We start from the raw sequence: 20589 nt of genomic DNA, 5'->3' as shown, positions 1-20589 counted from the left end.
ACACAGCGAATCACTCATGATTCATTAGGGTAGATTCGGGCGAGCGGCGCGCCGGATTTCCATGAGGGGTCAGATGAAAACGATGGCGGACGCGCGGCGGGGACCCGTCGGCGAGGGGTTCTTGCGTCTCAAATTTCCGGTGATGAAGCGGGCTTCCGGGCTGTTCGGCTCCAAGCCTGATCTGACGGTGACCCCGATTTCCCGCCAGCTTCCGCGTGTCGAGCTCGTGCTGAAGCGATCCATCCCGCTGCTCATCCTCGCTTTCCTTGCCGTTGTTGCCACCTCTCGCAGCGTGGGGATGATGTCAGAATACGACAGGATGCAGGAGGGCGCACGCCAGGCGACCGCCCTGGTCGCGGCCACTGCCGTTGCGGCATTCTCCGACCAGAGCGCCGCCATCAGCGATGCAGATCGCCAATCAGCGGAAGCGCGGCTCGCAACCTTTCTTCCGGAGGACCGGCTTGGTCCGGAATCCTTCCTGCTTCTCGTGGCCCCTTCGGGAAAGATCTTCGGCGGCGCCGGCGCTTCCGCCTATGTCGGCCTGCAGCTAACGGCCCTCCTTCCGGAAACCGCAGCGCTGCGCCGCTTCGGCGGCTCTGGCCTGATCGAGACTTCGATCGGCGGCGAGCCTCATTACGCCGCCATCCAGCCGGTCGGCAATGACGGCGGTCTGATCGTCGCTGCCCGCTCGCTCGCCACGATGCATCATTTCTGGCGTCACGAGGTTTCCCTCAATGTCACGCTGTTTTCCTGCATCTCGGTCATCCTGCTGGTCATCCTGTACGCCTACTACATGCAGGTAAAGCGGGCGCGCGAAGCCGACGATACCTTCCTTGAAAGCAACCTGCGCATCGAAACCGCTCTGTCGCGCGGTCGTTGCGGCCTCTGGGACTTCGACGTGGCCAACCGCCGGCTCTTTTGGTCCGGCTCTATGTACGAAATGCTCGGCCTGCCGCCGGCGGGCAGCGTTTTGTCGTTTGCCGATGCCGCCCGAATGATGCACCCGACCGATGGCAACCTCTACGCGCTTGCCCGCGCCATCAGCCGCGGCAATGCCAAGCAGGTCGACCAGGTGTTCCGCATGCGTCACGCCGCCGGCCACTACGTCTGGATGCGCGCCCGCGCCCAGGTCGTCCGCAACGCCAGCGGCCGCACCCATGTCATCGGTATTGCCATGGACGTCACCGAGCAGCACCGTCTGGCACAACGCTATGCCGAAGCCGACCAGCGTCTGGCCGATGCAATCGAGTGCACGTCTGAGGCCTTCGTCCTGTGGGACAAGAACGACCGTCTCGTGATGTGCAACGCGCACTTCCAGCAGGCCTACGGTCTTCCTGACAATGTCCTCGTTCCCGGCACAGAAAAGGCCGTCGTCAAGGCCGCAGCCGCACGTCCGGTGATCGAGCGCCGCATCGCCGACCCGGACCAGCACGGGCTATCGCGGACGACCGAAGTGCAGCTTGCCGACGAGCGCTGGCTGCAGATCAACGAGCGCCGCACACGCGATGGCGGCATGGTTTCCGTCGGTACCGACATCACCGTCATGAAACGTCATCAGGAGCGGCTGCGTGAATCGGAACGCCGCTTGATGGCGACGATCAGCGACCTTTCGGCCTCGCAGAAGAAGCTGGAGCGGCAGAAGGAAGAGCTTTCGGTCGCCAACGCCAACTATCAGGCGGAAAAGGAACGTGCCCAGGCTGCCAACAAGGCGAAGTCTGAGTTCCTCGCCAACATGAGCCACGAGCTGCGCACCCCGCTCAACGCCATTCTCGGCTTTTCGGAGATTCTCGTAAACGAGATGTTCGGCCCCGTTGGCTCGCCGAAATACGGTGAATATGCCCGCGACATCCACGACAGCGGCAAGCACCTGCTCAACGTCATCAATGACATTCTCGACATGTCGAAGATCGAAGCCGGCCATATGAAGATCCAGTGCGAGACGATCGACCTTGCACCCCTGATCGAAGAAAGCCTGCGCTTGACCTCCATCGCTGCCGAGGAAAAGAATATCTCGATCGAGCAGTGCGTCTCTGCAGACCTCGGCCTCGTCGGAGATCGCCGCGCGATGAAGCAGGTCATGCTGAACCTCCTGTCAAACGCCGTGAAGTTCACCAACGAAGGAGGCCGCATCATCGTGCGTGCGCGGCGATCGGAATCGGGTGTCCTGCTGACGATCGCCGATACGGGGATCGGCATTCCACAGACGGCGATGAGCAAGATCGGCCAGCCTTTCGAACAGGTTCAGAGCCAGTATGCCAAGAGCAAGGGCGGCTCCGGCCTTGGCCTCGCTATCTCCCGCTCGCTGGTGGCATTGCACGGCGGCACGATGCGGATTCGCTCCTGCATGGGCAAGGGAACCGTCGTCTCGCTCAGCGTCCCCACCCATCCGAGCTTTACCGTACCCTGCCTAGCTACGAGCTGACCACCTTCCGGAAGATCGCTCGCACCGCCTTCGACAGCCGTTTCACCTCTCCCTCGAGGCTCCTGATATCAGGGCAGTCGCCGGCGCGGCTCAAGCGCTCGACGAGCCCCGCCGGCGCTTCCTTGGACGAGAACGGCCCGTCGATGCAAAGGCGGATGATCTGCGAGAGCTCCGTAAACAGCGTCAGCGCCTCTCGGAGCGTAGCTAGGTCGTCCTGCGACATCATTTCCTGGCCAAGTGCGGTCAGCGCGTCGCCGGTACTCATGCCGTTGGTGTCGATCGAAAGCCCCCTCGCCGGCGCCACCAGCCGCAGATACTGGGCGATGAACTCGATGTCGATCAGGCCACCCGGGATCAGCTTTAGATCCCAGATGTCGCGCGGCGGCTTCTCCTTCTCGATCAGTTCGCGCATCTCGCGCACGTCTGCCGCCGTCTTCTCGACGTCGCGACTACCGGAGAGGATATCTGCGACCACTTGGCATGCCTCGACGGTGAGAACTCTGTCGCCGCAAACCATGCGGGCGCGGGTCAGTGCCATGTGCTCCCAGGTCCAGGCCTCTTCCTGCTGATATTTGCGGAAGGCCTTGATGCGGGTCGCGACTGGTCCCTTGTTGCCGGAAGGACGAAGCCGCATGTCGACCTCGAACAAGACCCCTTCGGCGGTCGGTGCCGAAAGGGCGGCGATCAGCCGCTGCGTCAGGCGTGTATAATAGCGCGTCGTGTCGATGGGCTTTTGGCCATCGGAATCGTAGGCGTCGTCGTCGTGATCGTAGAGCAGGATGAGGTCGACGTCGGAGGCCGCCGTCAACTCGAAGCTGCCGAGCTTACCCATCCCCATGATGGCGATGCGCCCGCCGGCAAAGCGGCCATGCGCCGCCTCGATTTCTCGTTGAACGGCCGCCAATGCCTGCTCGATCAGCAGGTCCGCGAGATCGGCAAACGCCCGACCGGCAACGCCGCCGTCTATCGCACCGGTCAAAAGCCGGATGCCGATCAGGAAGCGCTGCTCGGCGGCAAAGATACGCAGCCGGTCGAGCACATCCTCGTAATGGCGCGCCGGCGCCAGGAATGTCTTCAGCCTCTCTGCCAGATAGTCTCGCGTCGGCAGTTCCGCCATGAGCGCCGGATCGAGCATGCCGTCGAAGACATGCGGACGCGACGCGATGATATCGGCCAGGCGCGGTGCCGACGACATGATCCGCACGATTAGGGACAGGAGGTTGGGATTGTTGCCGATCAACGAGAACAGCTGGATGCCGGCCGGAAGCCCCGACAGGAAGCTGTCGAAGCGCAGCATGGCCTCGTCGGCGCGGCTGCTCTCGCCAAAGGCCTTCAGCAACTGCGGCATCAGCTCGGTCAGCCGCTCTCGCGCCTCGACGGACTGCGTGGCGCGATAACGTCCGTAATGCCAGGTGCGGATCACCCGCGCGATATCGGAGGGCCGCTCGAAGCCGAGCGAGGCAAGCGTCTTCAGCGTCCCCGGATCGTCTTGCTCCCCAGTGAAGACGAGGTTGCCCTCTACGCCAGAAAGCTTCGCCTCCTGCTCGAACAGGCGGGCGTAGCGTTTTTCAACGATACGGAAGGTCCGCTCCAGCTTTTCCGAGAACGAAGTGGTGTCAGCGAAGCTCAGCATGAACGCGATGCGCTTCAGTTCCGCTTCGGTCTCCGGCAGGATGTGCGTCTGCTCGTCGCGCACCATCTGGATCCGGTGCTCGACGTCACGCAGGAACCAGTAGGCCTCGGTCAGTTCCTTGGCGATCTCCGGCGTGATCCAGTTCGCCTCCGCCAGCGCCTTCAGCGCCTCTTCCGTCTGTCGGGTGCGCAGCGGCGGCATGCGCCCACCGGCAATCAGCTGCTGCGTCTGGGCGAAAAACTCGATTTCCCGGATGCCGCCGCGGCCAAGCTTGACGTCATGGCCTTTCACGGCGATCGCGCCGTGCCCCTTGTGGACGTGGATCTGCCGCTTGATCGAATGAATGTCGGCGATCGCCGCATAGTCGAGATACTTGCGGAAAACGAAGGGCACCAGCTGACGCAGAAAATCCTCACCAGCCGCCAGATCGCCCGCGATCGCGCGGCCCTTGATGAAGGCCGCCCGTTCCCAGTTCTGGCCGCGGCTCTCGTAATAGAGAAGACCGGCCTCCACCGGCACGGCGAGCGGTGTCGACCCTGGATCCGGACGAAGCCTCAGGTCGGTGCGGAAGACGTAGCCGTCGGCCGTGCGCTCCTGCAGGATGCGCACGAGGCGCCGCATCATGCGACCGTAGATTTCGGTCCCGTCGATCGGGTCGGGTACGATGCCGCTGTCTGGATCGAAGAAGACGACGATGTCGATGTCGGAGGAGTAGTTCAGCTCCTGCCCGCCGAGCTTGCCCATGCCGATGACGACAAGGCCGGAGCCGTCGCTCGGCCGCGCGGGATCCTTAAGGCGCAGCTTGCCGCTTTCATGGGCCGTCAGCAGCAGATGATCAACGGCCGCCGAGACAGCCGCATCCGCGAATGCGCTGAGGCAGCGTGCTGTTTCTCGCGCGGAAAACATTCGGCCAAGGTCTGCGAGCGCCAGGAGAAAGGACAGGCTGCGTTTGGCGTTTCGGAGGGCTGTCATCACCTCCGTCTCGGATGGCACGCGTCCGTCCAGTGGCCGCCAGCAGTCGCGTGCGCTGGCAGTCAAATCCTCAAGCGCCACCTCAAGCGGCTCGGTGAGCGCGGTCGCAACGAGGTGCGGCGAGATGGTCGCGGTTTCACGGAGATAGGGCGAGAGCGTCAGCGCCGCGATCAGGAACCGCTTGGGCGCCGTGTCGCCGGGCATCAAGTCGGCCACCGCGGGCTCGCTCTTGCCAATGTCCTTCAGCACGGCAGTCGCCGCCTTGACCTCGGCTTGGTTGAGCGGCCGGATCACGTCGGCGGCAACGTCTTTCAGAGATCTTGCAGGTTCTGCCACGGCATCCTCCCCATGCCGTCCCTTCTTAGGACGTCAGCGGCGGAAACACCATGGTTGCGGTGAGGCCCGGCGCCTGCGCATTCTCCGGATTGGTCGCAGAGAGGCGCAGCGAGCCCCCGTGCAGCTCCATCACCGCCTCCACCAGCGACAGCCCAAGGCCCGTTCCGGGCTTGGAACGGCTGGCGTCGAGCCGGACAAAGCGCTTGACCACCTCCGCGCGCTTCTCCTCCGGTACGCCGGGACCGTTGTCGCAGACGGAAAGGCGTATCCCCGTCACGTCTGCGCTGAGCACGACACGCACTAGCGGCTCACCCTGGCTCCCGGCGGAGTACTTGATCGCATTGTCGAGCAGGTTGAACATTGCCTGCCCGATCAGCTCGCGATTGCCCTTTACCTTCAGCCCCGGCGCGATCGACGTTTCCAGCCGCAGCCCCGCCTCCTCGGCCACCGGCTCGTAAAGTTCGCAGCTGTCGGCGGTGATGGCGGAAAGGTCGACCTCGCTCATCTCGGCGGCAATCGAGCCGGCTTCGACACGGGAAATCATCAGCAGTGCATTGAAGGTGCGGATCAGCTGATCGGATTCGGCGATGATGCCTTCGAGTGCCGCCCGGCGCTGGCCGGGATCGTCCTCGTTCAGCGCATCGGCCGCCTTGTTGCGCAGGCGTGTCAGCGGCGTCTTCAGGTCGTGGGCGATGTTGTCTGAGACCTGCCGCAGGCCCTCGTTCAAACGCTCGATGCGGCCCAGCATGGCGTTCAGGGACTCCGAAAGTCGGTCGAATTCGTCGCCGGAGCGACCGACCGGCAGGCGCTGCGAAAGGTCGCCCGCCATGATCTTCTGGCTCGCACCCGACATGCGATCGATGCGTTTCAACGCGTTTCGGCCAATGCCGAACCAGATGAAAAGCGCGCCGATGCCCATGATCGTCAGCGCCACCATCAGCGCGCGCCTGACGATCCCGCGGAAGCGGCCAGGCTCGCCCAGATCTCGCCCGATCATCACGCGCAGGCCGTTCTCCATGAAGATGACGTTGGCAATCGCCATGTGCTCCCGCTCCGGCCCCGACTCCGAGAACGGACGGTAGGAGAAGGGAAAGCGCGTCCAGCCCTGCTCGTCCAGCACGCCCGGCTGCAGCGATGCCACGTTGCCGGCCAGAATCTCTCCGGTCGGTCCGGCCACCACGTAGAGATTGGCGCCCGGCTGGCGGGCGCGCCGCTCCATGATGCGCAGCATGCCGTTCAGCCCCCCGCGATCATAGGCGCGTTGGATATCGCCGATTTCCTGAACGAGGTTCTCCCGCGTCTGCTGCGCCAGAATCCGCTCCGACATCGCCGTGACATAGACGACGAGGAAGGCCGCGCAGATGGCAAACAGCAAGATGTAGAGCGCCGACAGGCGGACAGCGGTCGAACGGAACATCAGGCGAAGGCGCGACGTCACCTCAACCCTCGTCCTTGATCATGTAGCCGGCACCACGAATGGTCTTCAAAAGCGGCTTGTCGAAGTCCTTTTCGATCTTGGAGCGCAGCCGCGACACATGTACGTCGATGACATTGGTCTGCGGATCGAAGTGGTAATCCCAGACATGTTCAAGGAGCATGGTGCGGGTCACGACCTGTCCGGCATTCTTCATCAGATATTCGAGCAACCGGAATTCGCGCGGCTGCAGGAGGATCTCCTTCCCTGCCCGGCGAACTTCATGCGAAAGCCGGTCGAGCTCCAGGTCGCCTACGCGGTAGACCATGTCCTGCTCGGGCGCCCCCTTGCGCCGGCCAAGCACCTCGACACGGGCCAGAAGTTCGCTGAAGGCGTAAGGCTTGGGCAGATAGTCATCGCCCCCTGCCCTCAGCCCCGCCACCCGGTCGTCGACCTGCCCCAGAGCGGACAGGATCAGCACCGGCGTGTTCACACCGCGCTTGCGCAGCTCGCTGATCACAGAAATCCCGTCGCGTCGCGGCAGCATCCGGTCGACGACCATGACGTCGTAGCTGTTTTCGGACCCCATGAAGAGGCCGCTTTCGCCGTCGCTTGCATGGTCGGCTACGATGCCGGCCTCGCGAAAGGCCTTGGTCATATAGGCGGCCGCTTCGAGATCGTCTTCAATCACGAGAATCTTCATATGCGGCACAATAGCGTCCGCCGCCCTTTTTGCACCCCCGGATTCGTCGGCATGGGCGTGGCTTGTGGAGGTTTCCATCTTATCGCTCCTTCAACTCAGACGCGCGGAGGAAAAGAAAAAGGGGCACCGACGTGACCGGCGGTGCCCCTTGATGATGCTGGCTGGGAGGATCAGCCTTCGTTGATCGGCAGGGCGATAAAGCGGCTGCCGCGCTCGGACTCGACCTGGAAGAGCGCGCGGGTGCGGCCGTCCTTGCGAGCCTGTTCGATCACCTTTTCGATGTCGCCAGCTTCGGAGACCGACTTATTGTTCACCGAGACGATCTTTTCGCCGGTCCGCAGGCCGCGGGATGCAGCTTCGGAGTCGGGATCGACTTCGGTGACGGCAAGACCGGTTCCGTTATCGGCCGGAGCGACGGTGATTCCCAGGCTCGAAAGTGCCTTCTCGGACGACGGTACGGGTGCATCAGGCTCGACCGGTTCGGCGCTGGCAGCATCTTCGCTGGCGAGGTTGCCGAGCGTCACCGCGACGTCCTGAGACTTCCCATCACGCCATACGCTCACGTCGACCTTGGTGTTGGGGCCGAACTGCGCCACCTTGCGGGCAAGATCGCGTGCATCCTTGATCGGGTCTCCGTTGATCGCGGTGATGACATCGCCTTCCTCAATGCCGGCCTTCTGACCGGGCGAGCCTTCCTGCGGAGCAACGACCAGCGCACCTTGCGCTTCTGATAGACCGAGCGATTCAGCGATGTCCTTGTTGACTGGCTGAATCTGTACACCAAGCCAGCCACGCTCGACCTTGCCGTCGTCGATCAGGTCCTGGACGACGTCCTGGGCGACCGATGCGGGAATAGCGAAGGCAATACCGACGTTGCCGCCCGATGGCGAGAAGATCGCGGTATTGATGCCGATGACTTCACCTTCCAGGTTGAAGGCCGGGCCACCGGAGTTACCGCGATTCACAGCCGCATCGATCTGGATATAATCGTCGTACGGACCGGAGCCGATGTCGCGGCCGCGCGCCGACACGATACCTGCAGTGACCGAACCGCCAAGACCGAACGGGTTGCCGACAGCGACTACCCAGTCGCCCACGCGGACCTTCGTGTCGTCGGCGAGGTTGACATAGGTGAATTTGCGGTTCGCATCGACCTTCAGAACGGCCAGATCGGTACGGCTGTCCTTGCCGATCAGCTTCGCATCGAGTTCGGTGCCGTCATCCATGACCACGGTGAAGGCTGCGCCGTCATTGATCACGTGATTGTTGGTGACCAGATAGCCGTCTTCAGAAATAAAGAAGCCAGATCCTTGGGACGTGGGACGCATACGGTGCGGACGGTTCTCCCCACGGGGACCGCGCTGTGCCTGATCATCGTCCGGTCCGCCGCGGAACTGCGGGCCGAAGTCGCGGAAGAATCGCTTCAGCGGGTGATCATCCGGCAGATCATCAAAGCCCTGGCCGTTGAAGTTGAAGCTGAAATTGCCGTTGTCGGAAACCGGCTGCGCCTCGGACTGGACGCGCACCGACACAACGGCCGGCGAAACGGCGGAAACGACGTCGGCAAAGCTCGGTGCCTGCGGAGCCTGGACCTTGACGGGATCGGCAAAGGATTCGACGACCTGCGCCGGAATGCCGGTCGACAGCATGACTGCGGCAAGACCGGCAACCGTCGAGGTCTGCAGGACCGTCTTCAGGCTGGGACGGCGGAGTTTGCTGTTTTGCATGTTTGACTACCTTCTCTCTTCACTCTTGCTTGCACCGGGTGTTCCGGCGGGCGGTGGATGGGGAGAGATATAGGAGGCCGGACCTTACCTGCAGGTGTCAGGGGGATGAATTGTTTGTAATGTTCTGGCGCCGGGTCTCGGGTTCGGGCCTTACCAGGTCCTCTAGCCGCGCCTGTTCCTCGGCTGTCAGCGGCGCAGGCGCCACCGGTTGCAGCCGCCCTCTTGCCATCAGCAGAAGAATAATTGCTCCCGCCGCCAGGAGAAGAACCGGCGCCACCCAAAGCAGGAGAGTGCGCGCAGACATCCGAGGCTTCAGCAGGACGAACTCCCCGTAGCGGGAAACGACATAATCGATCACCTGCTCGTCGCTGTCGCCGTCGACCAGCCGCTCGCGCACCAGCACCCGAAGATCACGAGCCAGTTCGGCATTGGAATCGTCGATGGATTGGTTCTGGCAGACCATGCAGCGCAGCTGCGCGGAGAGATCACGGGCCCGTTCCTCCAGCACTGGATCAGCCAGTATCTCATCCGGGTTGACGGCGAACGCGGGCAAGACAGGACAGAGGATCAGCATCAGCGCAAGAACGAGCGTCCGGATCATTCTGCCGGCTCCATCGCCAGCTTTGCAGGGCGCGCCCGGCGAGTCGGCGCCCCCACCCTCAATCTGCGGTCGGACAGGGAGACAAAGCCTGCGATCATCATGATCAGGCAGCCGCCCCAGATGCAGAGGATGAAGGGCTTCCACCAGATGCGCACGACCATGCCACCGCTCGTGGTGGGATCACCGAGAGAGACGTACAACTGGCTAAAGCCAAAGGTCACAATCCCGGCTTCTGTGGTCGGCATCTGCCTTGCGGTATAAAGCCGCTTGGACGACCAAGTATCGGCGACCACCACGCCGCCCTTGGTGATGGTAAAATGCCCCTGCTCCTCGGTGTAGTTCGGGCCGTTTGCCTGCCGTATCCCGTCGAAGATCAGCGAATAGCCGCCGGCGTCGGCCGCCATGCCCTGCTTCATTTCCAGGACCGTCTCGGTCTCGTAGGTCGTTACCATGACCACACCGAGCACGGTCACGCCCAGGCCGAAATGGGCCAGCGCCGTCCCGAAGGCGGAACGCGGCAGCCCCACCAGGCGACGCCAGGCGACATTGAACGGAAGCTTGCCGAAATTCGCCCGGTGCCAGAGGTCTGTCAAAGCACCGAACATGCCCCAGAAGGCAATGATGATGCCGAAGACGGCCATCACCGGGCCGCCATTCTCGATGTAGTAGAGGACCAGCCCCGCCATGAGCGCCAGGCCCGCCGCGCCATAGAGCCGCTGCAGCGCTCCGAGCGCATCACCACGCTTCCACGCCAGCATCGGGCCAAACGGCACGGCGATCAGCAGCGGGATCATCAGCAGACCAAAGGTCATGTTGAAGAAGGGCGCGCCCACCGAGATCTTCTCGCCCGTCAACGTCTCCAGCACGAGCGGATACAATGTGCCGATGAGAACCGTCGCGGTCGCGACCGTCAGGATCAGGTTGTTGAGGACGAGCGAACCTTCGCGCGAAATGGGCGCAAACAGCCCGCCCGACTTCAGCATCGGCGCCCGCCAGGCAAACAACGCAAACGCACCGCCGATGAACAGCATCAGGAGGGCGAGGATGAAGATCCCGCGGGTCGGATCGGTCGCGAAGGCGTGCACGGAGGTCAGCACGCCAGAACGCACGAGGAAGGTGCCGAGCAGCGACAGCGAGAACGTCATGATCGCCAGCAGCACCGTCCAGATCTTGAGCGCCTCGCGTTTTTCCATCACCAGCGCGGAATGCAGCAGGGCCGTGCCGGCCAGCCACGGCATGAAGGAAGCGTTCTCGACCGGGTCCCAGAACCACCAGCCGCCCCAGCCGAGCTCGTAGTAAGCCCAGTAGGAACCCATGGCGATGCCGGCCGTCAGAAAAGTCCAGGCAGCCAGCGTCCAAGGACGCACCCAGCGGGCCCATGCAGCATCGATCCGCCCTTCGATCAGCGCGGCAACCGCAAAGGAGAAACAGACCGAAAAGCCGACATAGCCGAGATAAAGCAGCGGCGGATGCACGGCGAGGCCCGGATCCTGCAGGATCGGGTTGAGGTCCTGCCCCTCCGCCGGTGCCGGGTTGAGGCGCAGGAAGGGGTTCGACGTCAGAAGGATGAAGAGGGTGAATGCGCTGGTGATCCAGCCCTGCACGGCGAGCACGTTTGCGCGCAGCGTGTCGGGAAGATTGCGCCCAAAGAAGGCCACCATGGCGCTGAACAGCACGAGGATCAGCAGCCAGAGCATCATCGAGCCCTCGTGGTTCCCCCAGACGCCGGAGATCTTGTAGATCATCGGCTTCATCGAATGGGAGTTCCCGAAGACGTTCCGCAACGAGAAGTCGGACACCACATAGGCCCAGGTTAGCGCCGCAAAGGAGAGCAGCACCAGCAGGAACATGACAATAGAGCCCATGGGCGCCAGCGCCATCATGGCCGCGTCCTTCCGGCGGGCGCCAATCAGCGGCACGATCGAGACGATCAATGAAGTAGCGAGCGCCAGCACCAGGGCATAGTGGCCGATCTCATTGATCATTGCGTGGTCGCCTCCTCGCCATGCTGCCAGACGCCATCCTCCTTCAGGCGATCGGCAACCTCCTTGGGCATATAGTTCTCGTCATGCTTGGCAAGAACCGTATCGGCGACGAAGGAGTGCGACATTGCATCGAAGGCGCCTTCGGTCACCACGCCCTGCCCCTCTCGGAAGAGGTCCGGCAGGATTCCGGTGTAACTTACGGGCACTGTTCCTGAGCCGTCCGTCACTGAGAAGGTTACCGTCGAGCCCTCGCCCCGCTTCACCGATCCTTCGGCAACGAGGCCGCCAAGGCGGATGCGGGTTCCTGGCGAAACCTCGGTGGTCGCCAGATCGGAGGGCATGAAGAAATAGGCGACTGACTGGCTGAAGGCGAACATCACCAGGAGCACCGCCGCAATGATGAAGCTCATACCGCCGGCAATGATCGTCAGCCGTTTCTGTTTGCGTGTCATTGCGTCACTCCATCGACGACAAGTCCCACCTCGCGCGCCAACCCAACCAGTTGACGTCCCTCATTCCCTGAGGCCGGGAAGGCTTGTAGGCCAGTTCTAAGAGCTTCTATGGCCTTTTCTTTGTCCCCGAGCACGGAGTACGACCGGATCAACTGCAGCCACCCGTCCAAATCGTCCGGCTCCTCTTGCAGCCGCGAGGCCAGGCCTTCCACCATGCCGCGGATCATAGCCTGCCGATCGATATCCGACATGCCTTCTGCGGCGGCTACGTCGCCTGCGGCCGGGCCTCGCGGCACCTGCGTCAAGGATGGTTCGACTCTGGTGCCTCCGTTGGCGGCGATATGCTGCTGTAACAGCTCCATCCAGGGAGCGTCCGGTGGCGAATCCTTGGCAAGTGCCTCGAATGCGGCACGGGCTTCGGCACGTTTGCCTGCCTGCTCCAGCGCAAGAGCAAGGTAAAAGCGTGCCCGCGGATCGTTCGGCTGAAGGCGCAGGCTCTCCTCGAATGCCAAACGGGCGTCTTCCGTGACGATGCCGTCGCTTCTGGCTATCAGCGTTTCTCCAAGGCCCGTCAGCCGTTGCGCGCTTGTTCCGAGAAGGCGGATGGCATTGCGATAGGCCATCTCCGCATCCTCAAGCCGCATGGCCCGGAAATAGATCGGTGCCAGCAGGTCCCAGCCCGACCCGTCGTTCGGGTTCTGTGCCAGATGGCGCTCGGCCTTCGCAACAAGCAGCGCCATGTTGTTTCCCGGATTTTCTAGGCGTGCAGCGAGCGGTTGGTCGGGCAGGTCCGGCCTGCCCAGCGACAGGTAGACCGAGAGCCCCATGGCCGGCACCAGCAGTGTGACCACGATAGCGGTAAAGCTCATCCCAGAGCGTGGGGATGTGGAAAGATCTTTGTCCGCCTCTCCGGCTGCGGCCAGCAGGCGCCGGGCGATCTCGGCCTTGGCATGCTCTGCCTCCTCGCCGGAAATCAGGCCCTGCTCACGGTCGCGTTCCAGTTCGGCGAGCTGATCGCGATAAACCGCGACTTCACCGGCACGACCGGGCCGGACGGTCCTGGCGTTACGCGCGAGCGTCACAAGCATGACCGCCGCCACGGCAGCCGTCAGAGCGGCGAGGATAATCCACAACAACATAATGGTCCAATTACGCGAACCGCCCGGGGTTTCCAACTGCCGAACAGATCATGACGCAGATTTGAGGCGTTTGGCCGCAAGGCCTTCGTTCGTCTCTGCGCCTATGCCGCCCGTAGCGCCTTGACGTATGTCAAATCGTCAGATCAGCGGGGTCCAGGTGCCATTGGCATTACGGCATGCAGCTCCACGCGCGATGACCTCACGTCCGCCGACGTCGAGCGTATGCTTGTACTGGCGGCAGTTCTGCGACCCCACCTGATAGGGTGCGGCAGCGACGACCTCGCCACTCACGCCGCGCCCTTTCCAGGCGACGGGCTGAAAGCCAGGGGCCGCCTCCAGCGCTCGATACTCGGCCTCCAGCGCCCGGGACCGATCGCTGTCGCTGATTGTCACGCCGCTTCGGCTGACGATGCCGCCCTGCAATGCAGCGATATACTGGGCCGATGATGAACTGCGGGAGGACAGCAGCCCTCTCCCACCATCGCTGGTGGACGTGCATCCCGCGAGCATGCAGGCCAGGAGGATCGGCGAGAGGCCAAGACGAAAATTGGTGCGCATCTGTTTCAAAACCGGTTGACGGAAAACAGTCTTTTTGTTGCGATACCCAAGCACTCGCGTGGGGCTCCTGCCTGGCATCTTTATGGCGATATGGCGCGTTTGTCCTGATCAGGCAACATCCTTCGTGACTGAAGGCAAGATCAATATGGCCCGAAGTCCTCCACGCTCGCTGCGCCCGAGGCGGAAGCTTCCCTGGTATTCGCCGGCAATCTCGCGCACGATGGATAGCCCGAGACCGGCGCCCGGTCGACTTTCGTCGAGCCGCCGGCCGCGCTTCATCGCTTCGTCGGCCTGCTCCGGATCAATCCCCGGACCATCATCCTCCACCGCCAGTTCAAGCCAGGTCCGGCGAGGCCCCGCGTTTGCGTCGCCTGCCGGTACGACCGTAGCCGCAGCGCTAAGCCACACCCCTTCGCGGCAGAAGCGCGCGGCGTTCTCCAGGAGATTGCCGACGGTTTCCTCCACATCCTGCTGTTCCATGGCCAGCACCGCCCCCGGCTCCACAGCGAGATGGAATTGCTTGTCCGGATTAAGGCGGCGCATCACCCGCACAAGCCGCTCAAGGACCGGCTCGACTTCGCATCGGACAAGCACCGACTCCCTTTGGGCGGCAATCCGGGCGCGGTTCAGATAAGACTGCACCTGCGCCTGCATTGCCTCGGCCTGTGAGCGCACGAGTTCTTGATGTCCTGCCTCCAGCACGCGTGATTCGTTCAGCAGCACGGCAAGCGGCGTCTTCAGCGAGTGAGCGAGATTTCCGACCTGCATTCGGGCGCGGTCGACGATGCGGCGGTTACTCTCAATCAGCGCGTTAACCTCGTTGACCAGCGGCATGATCTCGCGCGGAAAGTCGCCCTCCAGTTTTTCCGCCTCGCCGCGGCGGATCTTGCCCAGCGCCCGCCGGGCGCGGTCTAGGGGCCGAAGGCCGAACAGAATGGCCCCTCCGTTGACGACCAGGCTTCCCACGCCAAAAACGAAGAGCGCGATGTAGAGGCTCCGGTCAAACACCCGGATGTCCTCCTCCATGGCATCCAGATTGCCGGCGACGCGAAAGCGCGCGGCGCGGCCTTCAGCATCCAGAACCACCTCCGTCTCAGCGACTAGCACGTTGTTTCCGAAGGCGTCGGTGACGGGATAGAAGCGTTCGTAGCGATTGTTGAAGGGCACGTTGAGGATGGAGGGCACGGCGATCCTGGAAACGCCGAGCGAGGAGGAGGAAAGTGGCGCGGCGGCGAAAGTACCGAGCGGCTCGATGATCCAGTACCAGCCGGTTTCCGGCTGTGAATAGCGCAAGTCCCCCAACTGGGGATTGCCGACGAGGCTGTTGTTTTCGCCGATCGAGACAGAGTTGATGACGTTGTAAAGCTGCGCCCGCAAAAGGTCAGTGAAGGCGCGTTCCGCGGATTGGCGGTAGAGGGCGGAAATCACGAGCGCGATCACCACCAGTGCCAATCCCGACCAGAGAGTGGCAAGCAGAAGGACGCGTGCGGTGAGCGATCTCGGCCCGACCATCGGCGTCAGGCAGCGTCGGCGGGGGCTTGCATCCTGTAGCCGAGACCGCGCACCGTCTCGATCAGATCGACGCCGAGTTTCTTGCGCAGCCGACCGACGAAAACCTCGATCGTGTTCGAATCACGGTCGAAATCCTGGTCGTACATATGTTCGACCAGCTCCGTGCGCGAAACCACCTCCCCCATGTGATGCATCAGGTAGGAAAGCAGCCTGAATTCATGCGACGTGAGCTTCAGTGGAGCGCCGTTGACGGTCGCCTTGGATGCTTTGGTGTCGAGACGGACGGGTCCACAGATGATTTCGGAGGAAGAGTGTCCCGCGGCCCGGCGGATCAACGCCCGGACGCGGGCCAGAACTTCTTCCACATGGAAGGGCTTCGCCACGTAGTCATCTGCACCAGCGTCGATGCCGGCGACCTTGTCGCTCCACCGGTCGCGGGCCGTCAGCATCAGAACAGGCATGCCTTTGCCCTCTGCGCGCCATTTTTCCACGACCGTGATGCCGTCGATGATAGGCAGGCCGATGTCGAGGATGACTGCGTCATAAGGCTCTGTGTCGCCGAGGAAGTGTCCTTCCTCGCCGTCGAACGCCTGATCGACGACGTATCCTGCTTCTTTCAGCGCGTCGGTCAGCTGACGGTTGAGATTGACATCGTCTTCGACCACGAGAATGCGCATGATCCGCCCCCATCCCTTGCAGCAGCCCTTGAGCCGCCCATTCGTCCTACATCGGCACCCGCACCGTTACCTTGCGCGGGCGCTCATTGCCACTGCCCTGCACAAGCACGGTCACGACGCAGGTCTGGCCATCGGAGGACGGCTGGGCGGAAAGCAGTTGGCCACCGGTTTCGCTGACGACACGGGACGCGGCAGAACCGCAATCGGCGGCAGCGAGGATGAGGTAGTCCTGCGCGTTAGCCGGCCCAACGGCGGTTGGGCCAATAAGGCCGGCGATGATCATCGCTGTGAGCGGCAGTCTCGCCATGTGAAACTTGTCCATCTTCGGAACGGATCAAAAGATCCAAATCATGTGATGGAGTATGTAGCGAGCCACCCCTGAATGGCAAATGAATGGGCGCTGAGGTTTTTACCTGCCATTTCTTGCAGGCTTAGCGCCCGATCAGGCTCTTGGCCGAGACACGGCCATAGATTGATACCGCGCCACCCACGACGCCTGCCACCGCGATCGCCAGGTCGGCGACGTCGTTTTGTACGTCTGGTGCAAGCTCAACACCCGTCGCCTGCAGCACGGATGCCGCAACCGCAACTAGAGCGCCCCAAACGGTCTTCGACTGATACCACTGCTTCGTCGCGTCCATCGTTGTCTCCTTTGTGTCAGACGGAAATCACAGCATGCGCAGGCAGGCCGAGCGGAACGGCCCGACCCATCTGCCGGACACGCACCGCAAGGAGTGACTGCAACTCTCCAAAATCGGCAATCTCATCCGCTGCGGCATAAAGGAATGCCGGCGCAGGGACATTCACGGCCCGCCTCACGTCCATTCCGTGAAGAATTTCGACCCGATACCGCTCCTCAGGCTCGTCGAGCGGTATGTCGGCAGCGGCCCAATCGTCTGCGTCAAGGCGGCCTCGCCGCACCCAGGAAAGGCGGATGCCGTCATCGAACCGAGCGCCGCTTATGTGCACCGGTGAAAGCGGCGTCTGCGCGCGAATTCCGCCAGCGAACGCAAAAGGTCCCGCCGCGCCGGCAGGTGCCCCGGCCCCTTCTGCGATCCAGTTTAGGCTGCGACCTCGCTCCTCGACCGAAAGACCGAGCGGAACCACTGCCTCGTCAAGCAGCACGATCGGTGCCGCGACTGCGGCTCCCAGCGCCATCGCATCTTCCGTTCCGGCCAACCCACGGAGCAGTCTCGATAGCTCCCAGCGGCCGGGTGCGACCTCCTCGGCTTGGACAAAATGAATGATTTCCCAAGACCCGCCGACAGATCTCACCGCCAGGCGGTTCTCGCCTGCCAGCACCGCCTCTGGGGCGGCCGAAGAAATGCCGCCGAAGAACAGGTCCAGGTCGATCGTGGCACTGCGGTCGAAGCGTCCGGAAACTTTTCCCGACGGCAATGGTGCCGTCAAGCGACCGATGCGGGCCGGTCTTTGGAGCATGGCCCGCAATGCATAGCCCTCGGTCGCTGATGACGATGAGAGCGCAATCCGTTGCCACGGACGGCAGAGACCGGCCGCTCGTGCAAAGCTCACATCCGGTCCGCTGGTGAACTGCGGGAGGTCGAGCAGATGCAGCAGGGGCGCGAGGCCCCTCCGCCATCTGCGGGTGATGGCGTCTCCGCCGCCGGCACTGCCGCCGCGCCTCCGATGTGCTGACGCGCCTCGACCCGTCGTACGGCACCCTCTTCGACCCGCGATACGAGAAACGTACCTCCCACTGACGGCAGAGCGACCGGGTCTCCCGGCTGCAGGGCCGCGTCTGCTGGCGACACTGCGAACTTCAGCACCCGCCGTGATATCCACTGGTCTCGTACTGCGGCTTCTGCCGCCGCAAGCGCCGTTTCCTCTGGAAGAACTGCGGGCAGATCGTAGCCGAGCATCCGGTTGCTGGCGGTTCGGGTGCGGCGAGAGCGGGCGCTGGCCTGCTCGTAGTCCAGCGCCGGGTTGAAGGAACCGATCACCACTTCGGCGGCAAAGTCGCTGTCATGACCGCGAGTTTCGCTCCACAGGGGCTCCTCCGGCAGGTCCGCCAACACATGCATCTGTCGAGGCGCAAGGCTCGCAACACCGCGAGAGCGGAACCGAAGCACGCCTGCATCCTCGACCACGTCGATGCGGAAGACCTCGAGCAGCGGCGCCAGCAGCCCCCGCGCCGACGTCACCTCCGCTTGGAGATACCCGGTGAGGTCGCCGCTCACTTCCGCCACGTCGAAGTCGTGGAAGCCGTGATCCACCAGGATGGCTGCAATGGCATCCGCCAGCGTCGTTGCGCCCAACCTGCCGTTCAGCCAGTGGCCGGTACGCCAGTTGCCACCGTCGCTCCACGCCGAAAGCTGGTTCGGGAAGACAGGATAAGGCCTTGCGTCCCAGGTCCAGACAAACATGTGAGAGGCATCGACAACAGATGACGCCGGGCTCTGCCAATGCAGGTGATGCGCTTCCAGGAAACGCCGCTGCAGAGAGTCCGCTCTCGCACGGCTGGAAAAATAGGGCGCGGCACTTTCCGCAGATTTGGGATCGACGAATACGTTGGGCTGGTTGGCACCCTTGTCCACCGCAGGACACCCCAGTTCGGTGAACCAGACCGGCTTCATCCCAGGCAGCCAGGCAGTCGGTTGCGCCACCTCGATCCCGCCGATGCGGTTGTGGTGCCGGTTCGACCACCAGCTGCCGATGTCCTTGTAGCGGAACGCCCAGGGCTTGCCGGCCCCGCCGTCCGTGATCGGCGTGCGCAGGCGAAAGCCGTCCGGATTGGCTTCCACGAGATCTCCGTCGCGCCAGTCGGCAAGCGGCATGTAGTTGTCGATGCCGACCGCATCTATGTGAGGGGAAGACCAGAGCGGGTCGAGGTGAAAGAACACGTCGCCCGACCCGTCCTGCGGGTGGTATCCGAAATACTCGCTCCAGTCGGCGCCATAGGTAAGCTTCGTCTGCTGTCCGACCACGGCACGCACGTCGCCCGCCAGATCCACCAGGTGTTCTACGAACGGAAATCGTCCATCGGCGTCGCGCACCTGCGTCAGCCCGCGCAGTTCCGAGCCGATCAGGAAACCATCGACGCCGCCTGCGTCCGCGGCAAGGCTGGCGTAGTGCAACACCATCCGCCGATACCCGTCCGCGCGCTGATAAAATTCCGTCACCTGCACCCGTGCCGCGGCCGTGCGATCGACTGTAGCCTCCGTGCCCGGTGCCGGATGGCACGTGATCCTGCCCCGCCAAGGGTAACTTGCCTGCTGCGCGTCGCCATGGGGGTCCGGCAAGCCGTTGCCGCTGGGAATGTCCATCATCAGGAACGGGTACAGATAGACCTTGAGGCCGCGCGCCTTCAGGTCGGCGATCGCCTGGACAACGCTTGTGTCGCTCGGCGTCCCGCCATAGGCCGGTCCGCCGTCGTGCCGGCTGACGAGATGGGCCTCCCCGCGTCCCAGTCCCGCGACCGACCAAGCCATGCTCACCTCGTCGCGATGTTGCACTTCCACCCCGGGGAGAATGCGGCACTCGCCAGCGCGCAGATCCGTCCCGAACCAGGAGACCACCAGCGCGACCCGCTCGAGGTTCGGACAAACCGCCGTCAGTTCGTCAAGCGACGCCTGCCAATCCGTCGCGGTGACCTGCATGTGACGGTTCAGGATGCGTGCGCTTCCTTCGCCGGTCTTCTCCTTCACCTGCCTCGTCGCGTAGCCATACTCCGTGGCGCCCGGGATGATCGTCACCGCGCGGATCTGCCGTTCCAGCGCCCCCACCGGCCGCATCACCTCGAACTGCAGGAGCGGAATGCGGTTGCCGAAGGGATCGAGCGGCAGCCGCTCGAAGACGACATAGGCAAGCCCGCGATAGGCGGGCGCATTCCCCGCCCCCTGCTTTGCCTCGATCAGCGGGTCGGGGAGTTGCTCTTCGCCTCCCCGGTAAACCCGCATCTCGATATCCGTCAGGTCGAGCTCTCGCCCATCCGCCCACACCCGGCGCACAGCAGCGATCTCGCCTTCGCAAAGGCCGATGGCGATGTTCGCATAGTAGCGAAAGGTTTCCACCTTCGGCCCACTCGCCTTGCCGCCCGAACGCTCGCGCCGCACTTCTTCCTCGAAGCGGGTCCCCCAGATCAGTGTCCCGCCAATCCGGGCAGCGCCGTAGACGCGATTGACTGGGGAGCCTTCATCGGCACCCGGAATGCGTGCGGTCGCCAGCCGGGCGCCAGAGACTGTCCGCCCGCCATTGATCAGCGCCCGGTCGACATAGCTGCCGGCCAACCCGCCCGCCGCACGCCCAAGAATCGCGCCGACAGGGCCGAACACGCCGCCGAGCGCCGCGCCCGCCGCTTGCAGAAGAATGGTGGCCATGTGGACAACTCGCTGATCGCATGAGGCGAGCGTTCGACTCGCCACCCGTTGTAGCTGCGTGATGTGAAGTAGAAGGTTGCGAGCAAAAGCAGAGTGCACCGCGCCAGCCGGTGCGTCGGTG

The 20589-nt window shown here is 63.4% G+C and carries 14 protein-coding genes and 1 pseudogene; 1 reads left to right on the top strand and 14 read right to left on the bottom strand.

Features of this window, described 5'->3' with window-relative positions:
* The first annotated feature begins 82 nt into the window (after nt 1-82).
* On the top strand, nt 83-2422 hold the full coding sequence (locus LXM96_RS16770) for a PAS domain-containing sensor histidine kinase (RefSeq protein ID WP_394801984.1): 2340 nt from the start codon (nt 83-85) through the stop codon (nt 2420-2422).
* On the opposite strand, the gene LXM96_RS16765 is transcribed toward LXM96_RS16770, so the two are convergent.
* From LXM96_RS16765 to LXM96_RS16700, 14 genes and pseudogenes are all read right to left on the bottom strand, one after another.
* On the bottom strand, nt 2412-5363 hold the full coding sequence (locus tag LXM96_RS16765) for a bifunctional [glutamine synthetase] adenylyltransferase/[glutamine synthetase]-adenylyl-L-tyrosine phosphorylase (RefSeq protein ID WP_239999689.1): 2952 nt from the start codon (nt 5361-5363) through the stop codon (nt 2412-2414). The genes LXM96_RS16770 and LXM96_RS16765 overlap by 11 nt on opposite strands.
* 25 nt (nt 5364-5388) lie before the next feature.
* Entirely contained in the window at nt 5389-6780 is a 1392-nt protein-coding gene (locus LXM96_RS16760) for a sensor histidine kinase (RefSeq protein WP_239999735.1), read from the bottom strand.
* A gap of 22 nt (nt 6781-6802) precedes the next feature.
* Nucleotides 6803-7558, bottom strand: a complete 756-nt coding sequence (locus LXM96_RS16755; RefSeq protein ID WP_317208265.1) for a response regulator transcription factor — start codon at nt 7556-7558, stop codon at nt 6803-6805.
* 92 nt (nt 7559-7650) lie between these two features.
* The gene (locus tag LXM96_RS16750; RefSeq protein WP_239999688.1) at nt 7651-9207 is read right to left on the bottom strand and encodes a Do family serine endopeptidase; all 1557 of its coding nucleotides are present in this window, start codon (nt 9205-9207) and stop codon (nt 7651-7653) included.
* Nucleotides 9208-9304: 97 nt separating this feature from the next.
* Complete coding sequence (locus tag LXM96_RS16745; protein ID WP_239999687.1) at nt 9305-9808, bottom strand: cytochrome c-type biogenesis protein; 504 nt, start codon at nt 9806-9808, stop codon at nt 9305-9307.
* Nucleotides 9805-11793, bottom strand: a complete 1989-nt coding sequence (locus LXM96_RS16740) for a heme lyase CcmF/NrfE family subunit (protein WP_239999686.1) — start codon at nt 11791-11793, stop codon at nt 9805-9807. Before LXM96_RS16740 ends, LXM96_RS16745 begins: the two co-directional genes overlap by 4 nt.
* Nucleotides 11790-12245 (bottom strand): cytochrome c maturation protein CcmE, encoded by a 456-nt coding sequence (ccmE, locus tag LXM96_RS16735; protein ID WP_239999685.1) that lies wholly within the window; start codon nt 12243-12245, stop codon nt 11790-11792. Before ccmE ends, LXM96_RS16740 begins: the two co-directional genes overlap by 4 nt.
* Nucleotides 12242-13384, bottom strand: a complete 1143-nt coding sequence (gene ccmI, locus LXM96_RS16730) for a c-type cytochrome biogenesis protein CcmI (protein ID WP_239999684.1) — start codon at nt 13382-13384, stop codon at nt 12242-12244. Before ccmI ends, ccmE begins: the two co-directional genes overlap by 4 nt.
* Before the next feature lie 138 nt (nt 13385-13522).
* Entirely contained in the window at nt 13523-13942 is a 420-nt protein-coding gene (locus LXM96_RS16725; protein ID WP_394801981.1) for a hypothetical protein, read from the bottom strand.
* A 108-nt stretch (nt 13943-14050) separates the two neighbouring features.
* Complete coding sequence (locus LXM96_RS16720) at nt 14051-15454, bottom strand: ATP-binding protein (protein ID WP_239999683.1); 1404 nt, start codon at nt 15452-15454, stop codon at nt 14051-14053.
* 5 nt (nt 15455-15459) lie between these two features.
* Complete coding sequence (locus LXM96_RS16715) at nt 15460-16131, bottom strand: response regulator transcription factor (RefSeq protein ID WP_239999682.1); 672 nt, start codon at nt 16129-16131, stop codon at nt 15460-15462.
* Between the two features lie 46 nt (nt 16132-16177).
* Nucleotides 16178-16438 carry a hypothetical protein gene (locus LXM96_RS16710; protein WP_239999681.1) on the bottom strand — a complete coding sequence of 87 codons (261 nt, stop codon included), beginning with the start codon at nt 16436-16438 and terminating at the stop codon, nt 16178-16180.
* 124 nt (nt 16439-16562) lie between these two features.
* Nucleotides 16563-16772: a hypothetical protein gene (locus LXM96_RS16705; protein ID WP_239999680.1), complete on the bottom strand. Its 210-nt coding sequence runs from the start codon at nt 16770-16772 to the stop codon at nt 16563-16565.
* 16 nt (nt 16773-16788) lie between these two features.
* A pseudogene (locus tag LXM96_RS16700) lies at nt 16789-20468 on the bottom strand (baseplate multidomain protein megatron).
* Nucleotides 20469-20589: the final 121 nt, after the last annotated feature.

The sequence above is a fragment of the Rhizobium halophilum genome (assembly GCF_021648825.1).
Classification (GTDB): domain Bacteria; phylum Pseudomonadota; class Alphaproteobacteria; order Rhizobiales; family Rhizobiaceae; genus Neorhizobium; species Neorhizobium halophilum.
The sequence above is the reverse complement of the archived record's forward strand: the minus strand, read 5'-3'. Positions and strand labels throughout refer to the sequence as shown.

Coding starts and splice junctions, on each gene's coding strand:
- LXM96_RS16760 (WP_239999735.1), bottom strand. CDS start 6,780: ATGTTCCGTTCGACCGCTGTCCGCCTGTCGGCGCTCTACATCTTGCTG.
- ccmE (WP_239999685.1), bottom strand. CDS start 12,245: ATGACACGCAAACAGAAACGGCTGACGATCATTGCCGGCGGTATGAGC.
- LXM96_RS16715 (WP_239999682.1), bottom strand. CDS start 16,131: ATGCGCATTCTCGTGGTCGAAGACGATGTCAATCTCAACCGTCAGCTG.
- LXM96_RS16755 (WP_317208265.1), bottom strand. CDS start 7,558: ATGGAAACCTCCACAAGCCACGCCCATGCCGACGAATCCGGGGGTGCA.
- LXM96_RS16705 (WP_239999680.1), bottom strand. CDS start 16,772: ATGGACGCGACGAAGCAGTGGTATCAGTCGAAGACCGTTTGGGGCGCT.
- LXM96_RS16750 (WP_239999688.1), bottom strand. CDS start 9,207: ATGCAAAACAGCAAACTCCGCCGTCCCAGCCTGAAGACGGTCCTGCAG.
- LXM96_RS16770 (WP_394801984.1), top strand. CDS start 83: ATGGCGGACGCGCGGCGGGGACCCGTCGGCGAGGGGTTCTTGCGTCTC.
- ccmI (WP_239999684.1), bottom strand. CDS start 13,384: ATGTTGTTGTGGATTATCCTCGCCGCTCTGACGGCTGCCGTGGCGGCG.
- LXM96_RS16710 (WP_239999681.1), bottom strand. CDS start 16,438: ATGGCGAGACTGCCGCTCACAGCGATGATCATCGCCGGCCTTATTGGC.
- LXM96_RS16725 (WP_394801981.1), bottom strand. CDS start 13,942: ATGCGCACCAATTTTCGTCTTGGCCTCTCGCCGATCCTCCTGGCCTGC.
- LXM96_RS16720 (WP_239999683.1), bottom strand. CDS start 15,454: ATGGTCGGGCCGAGATCGCTCACCGCACGCGTCCTTCTGCTTGCCACT.
- LXM96_RS16745 (WP_239999687.1), bottom strand. CDS start 9,808: ATGATCCGGACGCTCGTTCTTGCGCTGATGCTGATCCTCTGTCCTGTC.
- LXM96_RS16740 (WP_239999686.1), bottom strand. CDS start 11,793: ATGATCAATGAGATCGGCCACTATGCCCTGGTGCTGGCGCTCGCTACT.